This window comes from Psychrobacter sp. AOP7-B1-24, assembly GCF_052376215.1.
GTDB lineage: Bacteria > Pseudomonadota > Gammaproteobacteria > Pseudomonadales > Moraxellaceae > Psychrobacter.
On sequence record NZ_JBQSVL010000019.1, the window covers coordinates 1 to 17,126 of the forward strand.

Genomic DNA, 17,126 nt, shown 5'->3' on the forward strand with positions numbered 1-17,126 from the left:
TGTTGAACATTCAAATTTGAATGTTCAGCAGACCTTAATCTTACCATTAGTCATTTTTTTGTGGATGATTGGCATTCATTTTAGCCAATCTGGTTTCTACACTACTCAAATACTCTTAATTAAACATAGTTAATCGAACATAATTAACTAAAAATAATTTACTCCACATGCCCCATAACGCTTTCGACTAACAATCGACCAAATCGACTAAAATATGATTTATGTCTACTATACTTAATAAAAATGAGTCTAAAACCACCCTGACTCCAATACAAGAAAAGTACCTACCCTATGTGCTAGCGGTCGCACTATTCATGCAAATTTTGGACGCCACTATTTTAAATACGTCATTACCGCAAATGGCACAGGCGTTAGGTGAGTCGCCATTAAAGATGCAATGGGCGGTCATCAGTTATGCACTCACTTTGGCGATATTTATTCCTATCAGTGGTTTTCTAGCCGATAAATATGGCACTCGCCGCGTATTTTTATATGCAATTATTCTGTTCTGTATTGGCTCATTACTGTGTGCTGCATCGTCGACGTTAGATTTTTTGATTGGCTCACGAATTGTACAAGGTATTGGCGGTGCGATGATGACCCCCGTTGCTCGGTTGATATTGGTTAAGTCCTATCCACGCAATAAGCTCCTAACAGTCATGAACTTTGCGGTAATACCAGCATTGGTTGCCCCTTTAGTAGGGCCAGTATTGGGTGGTTATATCGTACAATATACCAGTTGGCACTGGATATTTTTAATCAATATTCCGATGGGTATTATCGGTTTTATCATGGGTAAAAAACTGGTACCTGCATTATTTGAGGACACCAAGCGACTGGATTGGGCGGGGTTTGCATTATTCGCAGCAGCGGCTTGTGGATTTACGCTTGCAGTAGAGTTTGGCTCACAAACAGGCCGAGGCATTTATGGGTTATTACTTGCTTTGGGCGCGAGTATGCTGATAGCTGCTTATGTATGGCACGCCAAACGAAAATCTGCACCACTATTCCCATTAACTCTGTTTGATATTCGCACTTTCCGAATTGGTATTACAGGCAATTTATTCACACGCCTCGGTATCAGTGCTGTTCCCTTTTTACTGCCGTTACTATTACAAGTGGTATTTGAATACTCACCTTCACGGGCGGGTTGGTTACTTGCTCCAATTGCAGTTGGGGCTATGGGTATCAAGCCTTGGGTCAGTAAAATTATTCAACGTTATAGCTATCGCACTGTTTTGGTTTATAACACCTTCTTTATAGGCATACTAATCATCGTATTGGCACAGTTTGATAATCCCTCGCAGTGGCTTTGGTTTATACCTATATTGACGATTATGGGCGCTTGTAACTCGATGCAGTTCAGCGCGATGAATACCATTACTATTGGCGATCTTCATGGTACACAGACCAGCAGTGGTAACAGTTTAATGGCGGTCAATCAACAGCTAGCGATTAGTTTCGGTATTGCTTTCGGTGCAGCCGTACTTAACTTATTACGCGACCGATTTGGGCTGGATACGTTAGTTGCCTTTCAAACCACTTACTGGATACTTGGTATCCTAACCATTCTTTCAGGATTGTATTTTTTACGCTTAAAACCTGAAGACGGTCGTGGTTTGTATTAAGTAGAGCATGATCAAATAAAGCCTCTCAAATGTTAGGTGCAAAAACATTGGGCAAAAAAATGCCAGCTTATGTTTTGGTATATAACCAATCACAAGCTGGCAAGTTTAGAAAATATGATCTGTTTATTAATCACATCAACTTAAGGCGCGTCATCATCATTCATTTGTGATTGGATATATCGTTCTATCCCAACGCTTTCAATCAAATCTTCTTGCGTATCTAACCAGTCTTCATACTCTTCATTACCATCTTTTAAGGTAACCAATAGCTGGCGAGAAACATAGTCAGACTCTGTCTCACATAACGTGATAGCATCAGTAAGAATAGCAAACTTCTGTTTTTCTAAACGTAAGTTGCAGTCAATCGTTTCAGCCACATCTTCACCGATAAATATTTTGCCATAATCTTGCAAATTCGGTAAACCGCCTAGCAATAAAATCCGTGCAATCAAATTATCAGACCATTTCATCTCAGCAATAGACTGTTTATAGAAACTTTCGTTGAGAGCTTCTAATCCCCAATGACGTGCGATGCGGGCATGTAAAAAATACTGGTTGATAGCGATCAACGACTGTCCAAGCACTTTATTTAAAGCACGAATAACCTCTTTATTACCTTTCATTATCTTTCTCCATATGTGTTGTTTGAGCTAACTCTTATTTATCTACACATCTAGCGTAATGTTAAATAAGATTAGGAGTCACTTCAGCCATTTGGCTTTGTAGATAATTAGGCAGACTAATCATGTTAATAAGGCGCAATTGCTGTTCAAGCCAATGAGCGTGATCTTCTTCAGTGTCTTTTAACTGCTCAACCAGCATTTCACGTGTGACGTAGTCATGCTCTGCTTCGCAGATAGCGATGCCGTCTTTTAGGTGTTGTTGTACCTTGTACTCTAAGTCCAAATCTAGCTGTAGCATTTCAGGGACAGTAGAGCCAATATTGATGGTATCAACAGTCATTTTTGGCGTGCCACTCAGCATTAAAATACGGCGAATAATGGCTTGGGCATGTAGTGTCTCATCTGCCATTTCATGATGAATACGCTCATAAAGTTTACCGTAATGCCATTCAGCATACATTTCAGAATGTATAAAATATTGATCGCGAGCTGCAAGCTCACCACCTAACAAAAAGTTTAAATAATCAATGACTTTTTGGCTGCCTATCATAACGTGTACTCCTCTATATCTACCTTGCATATCGTCTTACAATCAAAATGACCTACATCAGGACAGTCTGATCAACAAACCAATCGCTTAGTATCAAAATCAACAGAATTTATTGCAATATTAGAGACACATAATAGCATACAGGCTGTTATCCAGCTTGTAACATTATGAACTAAGAATAAGATGCTAGTTGAGAACAAGATGCTAGTTGAGAATAATAACTGGCTAGATCATATCATTGTGTATAGTCAGATAATTATTAAATGGCCACAGCGTTACTCTCACAAGATGTACTACTTGTACAATCTGCGGATAGATGCCTTGTATTCATTTTAGAGTACTTTGACTGTATATTGTGTAACTTAAAATGACAACATAAACCATTTTTAGCCCATGTAGAGGGCTATCGTTTGAATTGAATACATGCCCTATTCTTGTGACAATATTTGGATGTTTTGTCGCTATTAAATATATAAATGTGTCAATTAATGGCACCCGAGTGGCTGCTACTAGGTCGTGTTAAACATTCACAAATAATCGCTGTCAGTGTCATGGTCGAATATTCAATACGCCCTGATAATATCTATATCATAAAAAATAGGCGCGTCAACGCTGAGGACTTTACCCTATCCATGGCAGATAGAGTACGTAATTATTGGTGTTTATGTCAATATAAGTTTAGGCAGTTTCTATATTGAGAATGGTAAAAATAGAATAAAGATGAGATGGATTATTCATGCTTAAACAGCGTACGCTAAGTCATCCAATTTGGCATGGTGTACATCTAAGTAGTCATTGACCATAGGCTCACAGCAGCCGCAACAAGTTGCCACATCCAGCGTATCTTTTAGACCATCAAGCGTATCGATGCCTGATGCAATCGCTGCCTGAATTTGCTTTTCTTTTACGTCATTGCAAATACATACGTACATGAACTGGCTCCTATGAACATCACTATTCAATAACTATTTTACTGTCAGTCAATTTAAAGAGTTGATAATAATCATCATCTTATATAACTTACTTTCCGTCACTGAAGACTAATCAATCAGCTTTATTGATTGACCTATCATAACGATAACCATTATCATTTTCAATAGTATTTAAATATTTTTTTTAAGGACCTCTGCATAAACTGGCAAGGATATTGCATGCTTTAATCTATCTAAACGAATATAAATATGTATGTTATGATATAGATGAAAGGTAGTAAATTAACGATAAACTGTAATTTAGCTCACTTTTTAATCGATTTTGTAGACAACTACTGTTATATTTAACTTCTATTAACAAAAGCCCTATAGGGATCATACTATGTCTGATAATAATTTTACGTTACGACCTATTGAGCTGTTTAAAGTCTTATCTGACCCGACCCGCTTAAAAATATTTCAAATTTTATTTAAAAAAGAATCTCGCTGCGTGGGAGAGCTAGTAGAGATACTAGATCAGCCACAACCAACCATATCACGTCATTTAAATCATTTGAAAAAACTGGGTATTTTAAGCTGTGTACGAGATGGTACATGGATGTGGTATGAAGTTTCTGATGACTTGCCAGAATGGTGTCAAGAGATTTTAGATATCACTTATGAGCAAATATCTACTAAAGACATTGCCATGCCAAAGCCTGGTTAAATATGGTTCGTATCAAGGCTATTCAGACATACCCTACAAAAAAAGACCTATTTATCATAGGTCTTTTTTTGTTTCTAATGGAGTATGCCGACTATTTAAACCAAGTCTAAAAACTCACTAATAAAGGTGCTAGCTGGTTGATGTATCAATTCCTCTGATGTTCCTACCTGCTCTACTCGCCCTTGATTCATAACGACAATCTCATCAGATACTGCACGCGCCTCTTCTTGATCATGAGTAACCATAATGCTAGTAATACCCAGCTCATGGTGAATGTTTTTTAACCAAGTACGTAGCTCCTTACGAACTTTGGCGTCTAAAGCACCAAAAGGCTCATCTAATAGTAATAGCTTTGGTTTGACTGCCAATGCACGTGCCAGTGCAATGCGTTGACGCTGACCGCCAGATAATTGATGCGGATACGCATTGGCAATTTGTGGCAGCTGTACTAAGTCTAATAACTCTGCCACACGCTTATTAATGTCAGCTTTGCTTGGTCGCTCATTTTTTGGCAGCAAAGTGAGACCAAACGCGACATTGTCAGCGATATTTTTGTGACGAAATAGCGCATAATGTTGAAACATAAAGCCGATGTGACGTTTTTGTACAGGCGTATTAGTCACGTCTAATTCGTCAAACAATACCTGCCCAGAGTCAGCATACTCAAGACCTGCAATGATACGCAGCAAAGTGGTTTTGCCACAGCCCGACGGTCCTAGTAATGTCGTTAGTTTGCCAGTTGGTACGGTGATATTGATATTATCTAAGGCTGTAAAATCACCAAATTTTTTATTGATGTTGCGAATTTCGATGCTCATAATGATGTCTCTTATATATATTTTAGTGACCATTTATGTCAGTCATGCGTTACCAATAAACAGTAATGTCTCACTTATACCTTATCTGTAACCGTTGTCTCAGTACTTAATGATAGCTCAGGTATATTATCCAATCGCCCAGATTTGGCAAACTTACGCTCTTGTAGTTTAGTCATGATTTGCTGGATAAGTAGAGTAATCAATGCTAATGCAGCAAGTAAACTAGATAAAGCGAAAGCTGCGGTAAAATTATAATCATTGTAAGCAATTTCGACTAATAGCGGCATGGTGTTGGTCTCGCCCCGAATATGACCTGATACGACACTGACTGCACCAAACTCACCCATCGCCCGCGCATTGGTCAAAATTAGGCCATATAGCAGTGCCCATTTGATATTGGGTAAGGTTACATGCCAAAAAGTCTGCCAACCAGAAGCACCTAATGTAAGTGCTGCCTGCTCTTCACTATCACCTTGAGTTTGCATCAGTGGTATCAGCTCACGTGCCACAAACGGAAAGGTGACGAATAATGTCGCTAATACAATACCAGGAACCGCGTAAATGACTTGGAACCCCATACTCTCTAGCCAGCCACCAACCGTAGAATTGAGTCCAAATAGTAATATAAACATCAAACCTGCAACCACTGGTGAAACAGAAAATGGCAAATCAAGTAACGTAGTGACCAACTGCTTACCTTTAAACTGATAGCGAGTGACCAACCATGCAATCGCGATGCCCATCACCATATTAATCGGCAAAACAATGGCCGCAGTAATCAATGTTAGCTTAATGGCTTGCAGTGCCTCTGGATCGACAAGTGAGGCTATATACAATTGCCAACCACCCTTAAAGGCTTCATAAAATACCGCTAACAAAGGTATTACTAACATCACTACCATAAATAGTACGGCAATAACGATAAAGATACGACGTATCCATGGTGCATCTTTGGTGGCTGCGTTGCTCTGGTAGTCGTAGCTATTAGATATTTGCATATTAGCGTGCTCCTACACGGCGTGACAGCTTCCACTGTACGATATTAATGGTTAATAGAATCACAAATGAGATAAGTAGCATAAATAGTGCAACAGCAGAGGCGCCTTGAATATCAAACTGCTCAAGCTTGCTGATGATGATTAACGGTAAAATCTCAGACTGCATAGGAATATTACCTGCGATAAAAATCACCGAGCCATATTCACCAGTGGCACGAGCAAACATCATACCTGCACCCATTAATAATGCTGGTAACAACTCCGGTAAAATTACTTTACGAAAGGTGGTTAACCGATTGGCGCCTAGCACGGCAGCCGCTTCCTCAAACTCAACCGATAGCTCAGCGAGTACCGGCTGCACAGCACGTACGATAAAGGGAAAGCTGACCACGACCAATGCCAACCAAATACCCAATGGCGTAAACGCCACTTGAATATCAAATTTGGCAAACCATTGACCCATCAGTCCATTCGGTGCATACAGCGTAGCAAGCGAGATACCGGTAACTGCTGTTGGTAAGGCAAATGGTAAGTCAACCAAGGCATTAATTAAGGACTTACCCCAAAACTCATAACGTACGAGCACCCAAGCAACCAGGGTACCAAATATCATGTTGGTCAGCATGGCTAAAAAAGACATCCATAAGCTCAGCTTGATAGCAGCCGTCACTTGCGGCTGACTGATGGTCTCCCAAAATCCAGTCCAACCCATTTGCGTTGTCGTATAAGCCATCATCGCAAACGGCAACACCACCAATAGCGATAAGCTAAAAACAGTAATGCCCATGCTCAGACCGAAACCTGGCAGTACATTGCGTTGACGCAAGCGTGTTAGCCAACCTTTCTTAGCAGGGGCTTTACTGGCAGAAGAAGATGTTGCACTCATAGTGATGTCCTGTTGCCTAACTGATGGTACTTATCGTAAGACCATGTTATATCGAACTTATTATTAAGATGCTTACGGTATAAAGGACACAGTGCATACGACCATGTCCTTTATGGAATTTCTTATGAATGACTACGTCACTTGATTCATCGCAAAGCAATCATCTTTACTAAATGGTTGCTCAGCGATCATTCATTCTTATCTTAGTTATTTGCTACTGCGGTGCATTGATAGCCAATTGATCGAACACGCCGCCATCACTGAAGTAAGTACCCATGATTTCATCCCATGACCCAAAGGCGTCATTCGGACGGAAGGTTTCAACTGGTGGTAATTTGTCACCGTTTTGCTCTAGTACGCTTTGTACACTAGGACGTAGATAAAGATCGGCAGCCAACTGCTGAGCAGGCTCGCTCCACAGGTAATCAAGATATGCTTTTGCTGCATCCGAAGTACCTTTTTTGTCTGTCACAGCTTTGACAACAGCCACTGGGCTTTCTGACTTAATAGAGTATTTTGGATAAACGATATCGACTTGACCTGCACCAAAATCGGTCGCTGCAAGGTTGGCTTCGTTTTCAAAGGTTACTAAGACGTCACCGATACCACGCTGAACGAATGTAGTTGTGGCAGCACGGCCGCCATTTTCATAGACTTTGACATTTTTTAGCATGTCTTTGACATAGCCTTTAGCTTTTTTTTCATCTTGATTAAAGGCATGCAAACCATAGCCATAAGCACCTAAGAATGCATAACGGCCATTACCCGTGACTTTTGGATTTGCCATAACAATCTCAAGGCCATCTTTGGTCAAATCTTCCCAGTCGTTAATGCCTTCTGGGTTACCTTTACGTACTAAGAACACGATGGTACTGGTAAAAGGTACAGCGTTGTCAGGGAACTTACTTTCCCAATCTGACTCAACCAAGCCTTTTTTCTCAAGCAGCTCAATATCGGAGCCTTGATTCATGGTGGCCACATCCGCTTGTAACCCATTAGCAACAGATAATGCTTGCTTGCTTGAGCCACCATGTGACTGTTTGATTAGGATGTTACTGTCTGGGTTTTCAGCTTTATAATGTTCAACAAATAACGGATTGTAGTCTTTGTAAAAATCACGGGCCACATCATAAGAGACATTCAGCAACTCAATATCTTGCCCTTCTGTCGTTGCTGCTGCGCCATCCACATTGGCAGTCGTATCGCTATTGCTACAACCGGCCAGACCCAACGTCAATGCGACGCCTGCAATACTCAAAACATTCAGTTTTTTACTTTTTTGTTGATAGCCAGCTGCGTGTGTCATAAATCCCTCAAAAATATTTGTTAAGTAATGCAAGTATGCTAACAGTGCCATCTTATTATGTTTAATGATGAATATGCGTATGTTATTGCCAAAACGGAATAACTAGGCAATAACTACAAACTTGTCAATTTATTTTCCGAAGTCAGTAAAAATATTGTTGATGAATTTTCAAAAACGCAAACGCTTGCAGCACCACATTTGAATATTCAACAGACCCTAATTAAATCAACGTTAAAAAGCTACTTTCCTACGCGAGCCAGCTGATCAAAACGGCCACCATCGACAAAGAAGGTATCCATAACCTGCGTCCAAGCACCAAAAATAGACACTGGGTCGAAAGTCTCAATGTTGCGCAATGTGTCTTGATGCGCTGCCAGCACTTTTTCATTGCTAGGGCGCAGGTACATCTCTGCCAAAAGTTCTTGTGCAGATAGATCCCATAAGCCGTTTAGATAAGCAGTTGCTGCATCAGTATTACCACCTTTCTCAGTAACGGCGGTCACGACTGCCACTGGATTGGCAATTACGATAGAATAGCTTGGATAGACAATAGTGACTTGTCCTTTGGCAAACTGCTTGGCAGCCAAATGCGCTTCATTTTCAGTTGTGATGAGCACATCTCCTAGCCCGCGCTGGGTAAAGCTAGTCGTCGCTGCACGCGCACCATTGTCATAAGTGACCACATTTGCTAATAGTTTTTTGATGAAGTCATCGGTTTTGTCTGGAGCTTCCACACTTTCTTTAAATTGATGCAATCCATAACCATAAGCGCCTAAGAAAGCATAACGCGCTGTGCCACTGGTTTTTGGATTTGGCATAACGACATCGATATCGTTACGTGCCAAATCCGACCAATCTTGAATGTTTTTTGGATTGCCGTTGCGCACCAGTAGCACCATAGTACTGGTATAAGGCACGGCGTTATTCGGGAATGCTTGCTGCCAGTCATTCTTCACCAATCCTTTTTCGACCAACAGATTCATATCACTTTCTTGGTTTAAGGTTGCCACATCTGCCTGTAGGCCATTGGCAATAGACAGTGCTTGTTTGCTTGAGCCACCATGTGATTGATTGATATAAATTTTGCTATCTGGATGTTCTTGTTGGTAGTTTGCACGAAACAAGGCGTTATAGTCTTTATAAAAATCACGCGATATATCATAAGAGACATTCAATAAACTAATATCTTGCTGCGTGTCTGTGGCTGTGGCTGTGACTGAAATCGGATTACAGCCTGTTACGAGCACTGCAATGGCAAGTGCACTACCCACTTTTAAACTGGTATTAGAGAGTTTTAAGTACATGCGTTTCTTCTTAATAGTTGAATGGGCCATGGCAAAATAATGGGCTCTTTATTATTAATATTGCAGCCTGACGTATTTTGAAAATCACCCTATGGCTAAATGGCTAATAATAACTATGCTAGCAGTTTGTATGTTGGTCGCTTAGTGACGAATTCGCTTATCAAGTACTTAACTTGGCATAAGCGATTTTAGCGATCCACAGCCTTAACGTTTGAATGTTTAACCCGCCCTAGCCTATACCTAAAACAGGTAAGAAACGGTAAACATAAAAAAGGTGCCAGACGATAAGCCCGACACCTTTTTTATTAACTTTTTATAATGTTTTTATAATACTTATACCGCAGATGCTCCCGTTAATTTCACCTCGGCACGTTCTTCTTTTGCGATACCAGCATAGTAATTACGCAATATCTGTAGCACTTCTGGTCGACTAAAATTATCTGGCACTTCTTCATCTTCTGATAGTGCTTTACGCAGCTTAGTTCCCGACACTTTGACATGCTCAGAGGCGTCATGCGGGCAGGTTTTGTCAGAAGCCATCGCATTACAAGCATTACACCAAAAGGTCCAGCCAATTTTCAATGGTTGGGTGATGAGGTCGTCTTTGCCGACTTTATCAAAGATGGTCTGCGCGTCAAAGGCGCCATAGTAATCACCAACACCAGCATGGTCACGGCCCACAATCAGATGGCTACAGCCGTAATTTTGACGGAATACAGCATGTAACAATGCTTCACGAGGTCCGGCATAACGCATGTCTAGTGGATAACCCGCTTGAATAACAGTGTCTTGCTGGAAATAGTTATCGATTAAGGTCTTAATTGCTTCTTGACGTACTTCTGCTGGGATGTCACCGGGCTTTAACGCACCGAGTAAAGAGTGTACTAAGACCCCATCACAGATTTCGATGGCAATCTTGGCAAGGTATTCGTGTGAACGGTGCATTGGATTGCGTGTTTGGAATGCCGCAACGGTCTTCCAGCCTTTGGCATCCAATATTTCGCGCGTTTCAGCAGGGGTTTTATAAATCTCTGGATACAGCGTTGGGAACTCGCCTTCGCTCAGTACTTCTACGCTACCTGCGATATTAACATCATCTTGACTCAATACTTGTTGAACACCTGGATGCTCTGAATCTGTCGTGGTAAATACTTGCTGACACTCATGCGCTTTGTCGATGGTGTAAGTCTCTTCCACAGTTAAGATACCCATTACTTCACCATCTTGGGCAACCAGTGCCACTTTGTCACCTGGGTTTAGACTGTCAGCAGTCGCTTTAGGCGCTGATAAGGTAATAGGAATTGGCCAAAACAAGCCAGCGTTGGCACCGCTTTGCAAGCGCATGTTGTCAACCACGCCTTGCCAATTTGCCTGATTCATAAAGCCGTTCAGTGGTGTAAAGCCACCAATACCAAACATAATCAAATCGCCACGCTCACGAGAGCTTAAGGTAATCGTCGGCAATGTGCTGGCAAGCGTTAGTGCTTCGCTGCGAGCATCACCATTTAATAATAATGGCTTTAATTCATTGCTACCGTGTGGTGGAACAAGTTTTGATGGCTGATTATTAATAATAGAAGCTGTCATAGTCGTTTTAAAACCTCAAAAATAGTGCTGAGAAAGTAAGAAATGGCTTAAGGAGTGCTTGTGGCATTGCGCGTTAAATTTGATAAGCATAGGCTACCTAACTTTCGTTATGAAAATTTATGCTGTGTTTGGATATGGATATGTCTTAAAGGAATTTATGTTTTTAAGCGCAAGCTTATATGATGTAAAGCTGAATTGTGCGCATTGCGAACGGCAATAAACCTATTACACACGCAAATCATTTTCGTCGCTGCTTTTAAGTCTAAACACAAATTTGAGATTACGTCATGTATCAATATAACTACGCTGACCAAAACTTAGTAGAGGAACGAGTCGCTCAGTTTCGCGACCAAACCGAACGGTTTTTGGCGGGTGAGCTGCCAGAAGAACAGTTTTTGCCACTGCGTTTGCAGAATGGTCTTTATATTCAGCGTTATGCGCCGATGTTACGTATTGCCATTCCTTACGGTCTACTAGCCAGCTATCAACTGCGTAAATTGGCAGAGATTACCCGCAAGTACGATAAAGGTTATGGACACTTCACGACCCGTACCAATATCCAGTTGAATTGGCCAAAACTAGAAGAAGTGCCAGATATCTTAGCCGAATTGGCATCAGTACAGATGCACGCTATCCAAACTTCCGGCAACTGTATTCGCAACACGACTACCGATCCTTACGCTGGTATTCATCAAGAAGAGATTGCGGATCCACGCCCTTACTGCGAAATTATTCGTCAGTGGTCTACGTTTCATCCTGAATTTGCTTTTTTACCGCGTAAATTTAAGATTGCCGTTATCGGTACAGAGACAGATCGCGCAGCGACGCAAGTGCATGATGTTGGTTTGCACTTGAAGAAAAGTGAGGATGGCGAGCTGGGTTTTGAAGTATTGGTTGGCGGCGGACTTGGTCGTATTCCAGTGCTTGGCAAAGTCATCAATAAGTTTTTGCCACGTGAGCATCTACTCAGCTATTTAGACGCTATATTACGTGTTTATAATCTGCATGGTCGCCGTGATAAAGGCAGTAAATACAGATCACGTATTAAAATATTGGTCGATACCCTAGGTGGACCTGCATTTGCTAAATTGGTCAATGCCGAATGGGAGACGCATACCAAAGACGGACCATTGACACTGACTGATGCAAACTTTGAAACAGCCATGGGCTTTTTCAGTGAGCCTGATTATGCGGACTTCGATGCGCTACAAGTTCAGTCTGATTTACAGCAACAATTGAGCGCTGATAAAGACTTTGCCAATTGGTATAACCAAAATACTGTCGCACACAAAGTCAGTGGATACCGCGCGGTAGTGGTTTCTTTGAAAGCAGGATTGGTTGATGGTAAATATGTACCATCAGGCGATGTCAGCGAGTCACAGATGGATGCGCTGGCTGACCTTGCAGACAAACATAGCTTTGGTGAACTGCGCGGCACATACCAACAAAACCTAGTATTCGCTGATGTCCAAACCAATGAGTTGTACGAGTTGTGGCAACAACTAAAAGAGCTGCATTTAGCCCGTGCCAATATTAATACCCTCACGGATATGATTGTTTGTCCAGGTTGGGACTATTGCTCACTTGCCAATGCCACTACCCATAACATCGCTGAACAAATAGAAAAACAGTTTGTCGACCTTGACTATCTCTATGATCTTGGCGATATCCGTCTCAATATGTCGGGCTGTATCAATGCCTGTGCCCATCATCATACTGGTGATATCGGTATTTTGGGTGTCGATAAAAAGGGAGAGAACTGGTATCAAATTAGTCTTGGCGGCAACTCTAGCGACAACGCCAAACTTGGCAAGATACTCGGTCGATCCGTACCCACGGAAGCAGTTGCTGACACGATTCAAAAGATCGTTGATGTCTATGTTGACCTACGTGCTACCACTGATAACGACGTAGAAAGCTTTGGTGAGTTGGTTGAGCGTGTCGGTATTGATCCATTTAAGGAGAAGGTCTATGGCTAATCACCATATTTTGGATAGTCAGGGTGTCGATATTAGTCATCAGGACAGCTGGCATGTATTGACCACTGAGACACTACCAGATGGAATCGCCTCTGTAGACCTCACCTTGCTTGAGCTGCTACAACGACAAGAAAAACCTGATGTGCTAGTGCCACTTGCTGATTTGTTAGATGCTTCAGGATCGCTAGGAGTTGGCTTAGTCAAAGAAGTGTATGAGCTGATAATCCAGCATAGTAGTCATACTGGATTATGGGTGACCGCTGACACAGACACAGATGCCTTAATAGCATTAAGTGAGCTGCTATTAAAGCAGATGCTTATCGTCATACATGTGCCAAAATTCGCTGATGGACGTAACTTTAGCTTCGCGCAAACCTTACGCCAAATTGGCTACCAAGGCGAGATTCGCGTCACTGGTGATTTCGGCCGTGATCAAATTGCCTATTTATTACGCGTGGGCGTCGACAGCTTTGTACTCAGTGAGCACGACATGCAATCTATTTCTGATATTCGTCAAGCATTCAATGCGCTTGCCAGTAGCTATGACGGTCGAGTTGCCGCAGCACTACCGATGTTTGCAGGTGCTTAGCTAACTTAAACCTCTACTAAAGCATGCTCTCATTTTCAGCCGACTCAAAGTTTGCTGTTTAAATTGAGAGCCCTTGCTAAACCCTACCCTTTTATTAAATCAATCCCATTTAAGGAATGTATCATGAGCCAATTACACCCAAATCTAAATATTGACCAAGCTAATCAAGACCTGCAAGGTAAATCACCAGAAGAAATCGTGGCATGGGCACTGACTCAAGCAAAAAAACCAATCATTACCACTAACTTTCGTCCGTATGAGTCAGCGATTTTACATCTAGTCGCCAAACAGCGCCCTGATATCACCGTACTGTGGGTAGACTCAGGCTACAATACTGATGCGACGTATCAGTTCGCTAATAAAGTGATTCGTGACCTCAACCTAAATGTCGTTACCTACATTCCGAAACAAACCGCTGCACATCGTGATGCAACAATGAATGGCATCCCTGGTATTGATAACCCACAACATGATCAATTTACTGACCAAGTAAAACTTGAGCCATTCCGCCGTGCTTTAGATGAGCTAAAGCCTGATGTATGGTTCAATGCGATTCGCAAAGATCAAACAGAATTCCGTCAAGGTCTTGACGTGCTTAGCCTATCAAAAGATGGTGTGTTAAAAGTTGCACCATTATTTGAAAAAACAGATGCGGATCTGGATGGTTATCTTGAAGAGCACAATCTGCCAAATGAGTTTGACTACTTTGATCCAACGAAAGTAGAAGAAAGCCGTGAGTGTGGTTTACATACTCAGCTGTAATTGTAACCTTTATTGGTTTTAAAACAGAAACACCTCTTAATGTTTAAGAGGTGTTTTTTTATTCCTAATCGATTCCGATAGCCGCAACTGAATTAAGGACAAACGCTAATATCCAAAAGCATTTAAGTGAGTTGCCAGCTGCCTCTAGCCTCACGTTTACCCATGACCGCTAACACCAACACTAGGCTTAATATCAATAATAAATACCAAGAGCCCAGCTTACCCCAACCCACCATATGCCATGAATCCACTTGTGAAGGATAACGCCAAATATTGGCAAAAGTAGCAATATTTTCTGCTACCCAAACCAAAAAGGCTAGACATAACAATAAGGGTAAAAATGGCAGTGGATATTGCTTGGCATTATATAACTGCAAATGAGTTTCAGTATAAATTTGAAAAAATATTTTGGTTTTCCAGAACAAAATCACTGAAATTATGAATAAGATATTACGAATATCAGGTACAAAGAATTTAGTGAAAAAGTTAGCATAAGACAAAACAACCAATAAACTCACCCATACTAAACTTGGCAAATTGGTAAAGGAAGTATTAAACAGCCTTAAGCCACGTGCTAAAAAGCTGCCTACTGCCGAATACATAAAACCAGCGAACAGCGGCACATTAGCAATTCTAAAAACGGCTTGCTCGGGATAATGCCAAGCGCCAATCTTAGGATGAGTTAAAAACAGCTCCATTGCCATAGCCATAATGTGAAAAATAGCAATGACCCATACTTCGCGCAGCGTTTCTAATTTAAAATAAATTAAAAAAAACTGAACAATTAAAGCATATGCCAACAATACATCATAGCGATAAATCCCAAAAATGGGCCAACTCATATAATTAGTCAGCACAAAAGCCAATAATAAAAGGATTCCAAATAAAGCAGACGCTAAACTCAGTAGGCTGCCACGTAAAATAATGTTCAACACCCTAGATTAGTACTACAATCATATCAACTACCGACTCGTGTGAAAGATTCATTGCTGTATCCATGCATGATATCAATAAACACACCTGCATGATAACCACCTTGAAACATCTTACAGTGCATTCAATTGAATAAATAACATTTTTTTTAACGTCTTATGGTATAACATTGGGTTATTCTATGTCTTACCTTTAAAACCAAACCATGAACGAAAACGCCATCTTTGTGAGTAGTCGCGCTCACCGTACTGCTCAAGATTGGTGATAGTTTTACCGTACTCATTAATATGGATATTAGTTATGCCCTCTATACCAAAAAATAACTCACTCTACGAAAAGCTCCATGATAAGTTACCTCCTATCGGAAAGGCTGCGTCTTTTTTGACTGGTGCCAGCGTCCTCACTGCCAATAGTATCTTCGTTGGTATACCGATCTGGACTTTGGGTGCGACGAAAGTATTAACCAAGTCAAAATACGCTGATGATGCACTCATTGCTATTACTAACTACTGGATTAACAGTAATAACGCTGTAATTAATCATGCATTACCTCACAAAGACTGGCGTATCAATATGCCTGACGATCTGAGCGAGGACAAACAATACCTACTCGTGAGCAATCATCAGTCTTGGGTGGATACCAGTATTGTGCAATACATCAGTCAAGGCAGATTGCCTTTGACGCGGTTCTTTACTAAGTTTAATTTGATTTATATTCCTGTTATCGGTCAAGCTTTTTATTTTTTAGACTTTCCAATGATGAAGCGTTTTTCTTCTAAAGCAATAGCAAAAAACCCAGAACTTAAAAAGCAAAATTTAATCGAAGCCAAACGTGCTTGTCGTCAACTAAAAGACAAACCCTTTGCGCTACTGAATTATTTGGAAGGTACGCGCTTTACCAGAGAAAAACATGATGAGCAAGACTCACCTTATCAACACCTATTAAAACCACGCGCTGGTGGTCTGTCATTGGCAATCAATGCATTAGGTGATCAACTGGATTCAATCTTAGATATCACGATCGTATATCCAGATGGGACGCCTGACTATGATGACTTATGGAAAGGTAATATCCGTCGCTTGGGTGTAGATGTGACTCGCTTAAAGATACCTGATGAGCTATTTGCCGCAATTATGGATGGTGGTTATGACCGTGATGAAGCCACGAAAAAAATGATGTTTGATTGGTTAGAAGATATCTGGCAACAAAAAGATGCACGTATGACTAAAATGCTCAGTGAGTTTGAATGAATACTCCACCGCTTAGCATACATGCTTTTGGTTCACATACTGTCGATAATGGCTGTAATATTTATAGTACTTATAAACTTTATAACAAAAGAAAGTAAGTAAACAAAAGTTAAAAAACAGAAAGTAATCTTGTGAAGCCTTGAGAAAAATAAACGACATGACACATAAATTAGGTATAAACAGCCATACATTATATTTTGCATTATTAATATTACGTAGAACGAGAAAATCTACAAGGATATTGGAAATAACTAATAAGACAAATAACATAGCA

Annotated in this window: 16 protein-coding genes; 6 read left to right on the forward strand and 10 right to left on the reverse strand. The window is 40.9% G+C overall.

The features are described 5' to 3' along the window. Positions 1-221 precede the first annotated feature (221 nt). Positions 222-1,628, forward strand: a complete 1,407-nt coding sequence (locus ACT3QP_RS06060; RefSeq protein ID WP_444524842.1) for a DHA2 family efflux MFS transporter permease subunit — start codon at positions 222-224, stop codon at positions 1,626-1,628. Between the two features lie 140 nt (positions 1,629-1,768). Here the strand turns inward: ACT3QP_RS06060 and bfr (ACT3QP_RS06065) are convergent, their stop codons facing one another. From bfr (ACT3QP_RS06065) to ACT3QP_RS06075, 3 genes are all read right to left on the reverse strand, one after another. Then, positions 1,769-2,251 carry a bacterioferritin gene (bfr, locus tag ACT3QP_RS06065; protein WP_444524843.1) on the reverse strand — a complete coding sequence of 161 codons (483 nt, stop codon included), beginning with the start codon at positions 2,249-2,251 and terminating at the stop codon, positions 1,769-1,771. Positions 2,252-2,312: 61 nt separating this feature from the next. Continuing rightward, positions 2,313-2,801, reverse strand: coding sequence for a bacterioferritin (gene bfr, locus ACT3QP_RS06070; protein WP_192519227.1), 489 nt, complete (start codon positions 2,799-2,801; stop codon positions 2,313-2,315). Positions 2,802-3,541: 740 nt separating this feature from the next. After that, complete coding sequence (locus ACT3QP_RS06075; RefSeq protein ID WP_444524844.1) at positions 3,542-3,733, reverse strand: (2Fe-2S)-binding protein; 192 nt, start codon at positions 3,731-3,733, stop codon at positions 3,542-3,544. A gap of 382 nt (positions 3,734-4,115) precedes the next feature. On the opposite strand from ACT3QP_RS06075, the gene ACT3QP_RS06080 reads away from it, so the two are divergent. Further along, positions 4,116-4,439: an ArsR/SmtB family transcription factor gene (locus tag ACT3QP_RS06080; RefSeq protein WP_444524845.1), complete on the forward strand. Its 324-nt coding sequence runs from the start codon at positions 4,116-4,118 to the stop codon at positions 4,437-4,439. Between the two features lie 95 nt (positions 4,440-4,534). Here ACT3QP_RS06080 and ACT3QP_RS06085 read toward each other — a convergent pair whose 3' ends face one another. From ACT3QP_RS06085 to sat, 6 genes are all read right to left on the reverse strand, one after another. Further along, positions 4,535-5,257, reverse strand: a complete 723-nt coding sequence (locus tag ACT3QP_RS06085; protein WP_444524846.1) for a sulfate/molybdate ABC transporter ATP-binding protein — start codon at positions 5,255-5,257, stop codon at positions 4,535-4,537. Positions 5,258-5,331: 74 nt separating this feature from the next. Continuing rightward, positions 5,332-6,255, reverse strand: coding sequence for a sulfate ABC transporter permease subunit CysW (cysW, locus tag ACT3QP_RS06090; protein WP_444524847.1), 924 nt, complete (start codon positions 6,253-6,255; stop codon positions 5,332-5,334). Position 6,256: 1 nt separating this feature from the next. Further along, positions 6,257-7,141, reverse strand: coding sequence for a sulfate ABC transporter permease subunit CysT (gene cysT, locus ACT3QP_RS06095; RefSeq protein WP_444524848.1), 885 nt, complete (start codon positions 7,139-7,141; stop codon positions 6,257-6,259). A gap of 214 nt (positions 7,142-7,355) precedes the next feature. Then, positions 7,356-8,447, reverse strand: coding sequence for a sulfate ABC transporter substrate-binding protein (locus ACT3QP_RS06100; RefSeq protein WP_444524849.1), 1,092 nt, complete (start codon positions 8,445-8,447; stop codon positions 7,356-7,358). Between the two features lie 239 nt (positions 8,448-8,686). Beyond that, complete coding sequence (locus ACT3QP_RS06105) at positions 8,687-9,751, reverse strand: sulfate ABC transporter substrate-binding protein (protein ID WP_444524873.1); 1,065 nt, start codon at positions 9,749-9,751, stop codon at positions 8,687-8,689. 333 nt (positions 9,752-10,084) lie between these two features. Next, positions 10,085-11,338, reverse strand: coding sequence for a sulfate adenylyltransferase (sat, locus tag ACT3QP_RS06110; protein WP_444524850.1), 1,254 nt, complete (start codon positions 11,336-11,338; stop codon positions 10,085-10,087). A gap of 287 nt (positions 11,339-11,625) precedes the next feature. Here sat and ACT3QP_RS06115 point away from each other — a divergent pair, with 287 nt between their 5' ends. From ACT3QP_RS06115 to ACT3QP_RS06125, 3 genes are all read left to right on the forward strand, one after another. Then, entirely contained in the window at positions 11,626-13,317 is a 1,692-nt protein-coding gene (locus ACT3QP_RS06115; protein WP_444524851.1) for a nitrite/sulfite reductase, read from the forward strand. Then, positions 13,310-13,906, forward strand: coding sequence for a DUF934 domain-containing protein (locus tag ACT3QP_RS06120; protein ID WP_444524852.1), 597 nt, complete (start codon positions 13,310-13,312; stop codon positions 13,904-13,906). The genes ACT3QP_RS06115 and ACT3QP_RS06120 overlap by 8 nt, the downstream gene beginning before the upstream one ends. Positions 13,907-14,029: 123 nt before the next feature. Next, entirely contained in the window at positions 14,030-14,668 is a 639-nt protein-coding gene (locus ACT3QP_RS06125; protein ID WP_444524853.1) for a phosphoadenosine phosphosulfate reductase domain-containing protein, read from the forward strand. A gap of 122 nt (positions 14,669-14,790) precedes the next feature. On the opposite strand, the gene ACT3QP_RS06130 is transcribed toward ACT3QP_RS06125, so the two are convergent. Beyond that, the gene (locus tag ACT3QP_RS06130; RefSeq protein ID WP_444524854.1) at positions 14,791-15,603 is read right to left on the reverse strand and encodes a DUF817 family protein; all 813 of its coding nucleotides are present in this window, start codon (positions 15,601-15,603) and stop codon (positions 14,791-14,793) included. 298 nt (positions 15,604-15,901) lie between these two features. Between ACT3QP_RS06130 and ACT3QP_RS06135 the strand changes: the two genes are divergently transcribed. Continuing rightward, positions 15,902-16,852, forward strand: a complete 951-nt coding sequence (locus ACT3QP_RS06135; RefSeq protein ID WP_444524855.1) for an acetyltransferase — start codon at positions 15,902-15,904, stop codon at positions 16,850-16,852. The last annotated feature ends 274 nt before the right edge of the window (positions 16,853-17,126 follow it).

Bases quoted from the DNA above. Each gene is read 5' to 3' on its own strand.
- ACT3QP_RS06060 (WP_444524842.1), top strand. From the start codon at position 222: ATGTCTACTATACTTAATAAAAATGAGTCTAAAACCACCCTGACTCCA.
- bfr (WP_444524843.1), bottom strand. From the start codon at position 2,251: ATGAAAGGTAATAAAGAGGTTATTCGTGCTTTAAATAAAGTGCTTGGA.
- bfr (WP_192519227.1), bottom strand. From the start codon at position 2,801: ATGATAGGCAGCCAAAAAGTCATTGATTATTTAAACTTTTTGTTAGGT.
- ACT3QP_RS06075 (WP_444524844.1), bottom strand. From the start codon at position 3,733: ATGTACGTATGTATTTGCAATGACGTAAAAGAAAAGCAAATTCAGGCA.
- ACT3QP_RS06080 (WP_444524845.1), top strand. From the start codon at position 4,116: ATGTCTGATAATAATTTTACGTTACGACCTATTGAGCTGTTTAAAGTC.
- ACT3QP_RS06085 (WP_444524846.1), bottom strand. From the start codon at position 5,257: ATGAGCATCGAAATTCGCAACATCAATAAAAAATTTGGTGATTTTACA.
- cysW (WP_444524847.1), bottom strand. From the start codon at position 6,255: ATGCAAATATCTAATAGCTACGACTACCAGAGCAACGCAGCCACCAAA.
- cysT (WP_444524848.1), bottom strand. From the start codon at position 7,141: ATGAGTGCAACATCTTCTTCTGCCAGTAAAGCCCCTGCTAAGAAAGGT.
- ACT3QP_RS06100 (WP_444524849.1), bottom strand. From the start codon at position 8,447: ATGACACACGCAGCTGGCTATCAACAAAAAAGTAAAAAACTGAATGTT.
- ACT3QP_RS06105 (WP_444524873.1), bottom strand. From the start codon at position 9,751: ATGTACTTAAAACTCTCTAATACCAGTTTAAAAGTGGGTAGTGCACTT.
- sat (WP_444524850.1), bottom strand. From the start codon at position 11,338: ATGACAGCTTCTATTATTAATAATCAGCCATCAAAACTTGTTCCACCA.
- ACT3QP_RS06115 (WP_444524851.1), top strand. From the start codon at position 11,626: ATGTATCAATATAACTACGCTGACCAAAACTTAGTAGAGGAACGAGTC.
- ACT3QP_RS06120 (WP_444524852.1), top strand. From the start codon at position 13,310: ATGGCTAATCACCATATTTTGGATAGTCAGGGTGTCGATATTAGTCAT.
- ACT3QP_RS06125 (WP_444524853.1), top strand. From the start codon at position 14,030: ATGAGCCAATTACACCCAAATCTAAATATTGACCAAGCTAATCAAGAC.
- ACT3QP_RS06135 (WP_444524855.1), top strand. From the start codon at position 15,902: ATGCCCTCTATACCAAAAAATAACTCACTCTACGAAAAGCTCCATGAT.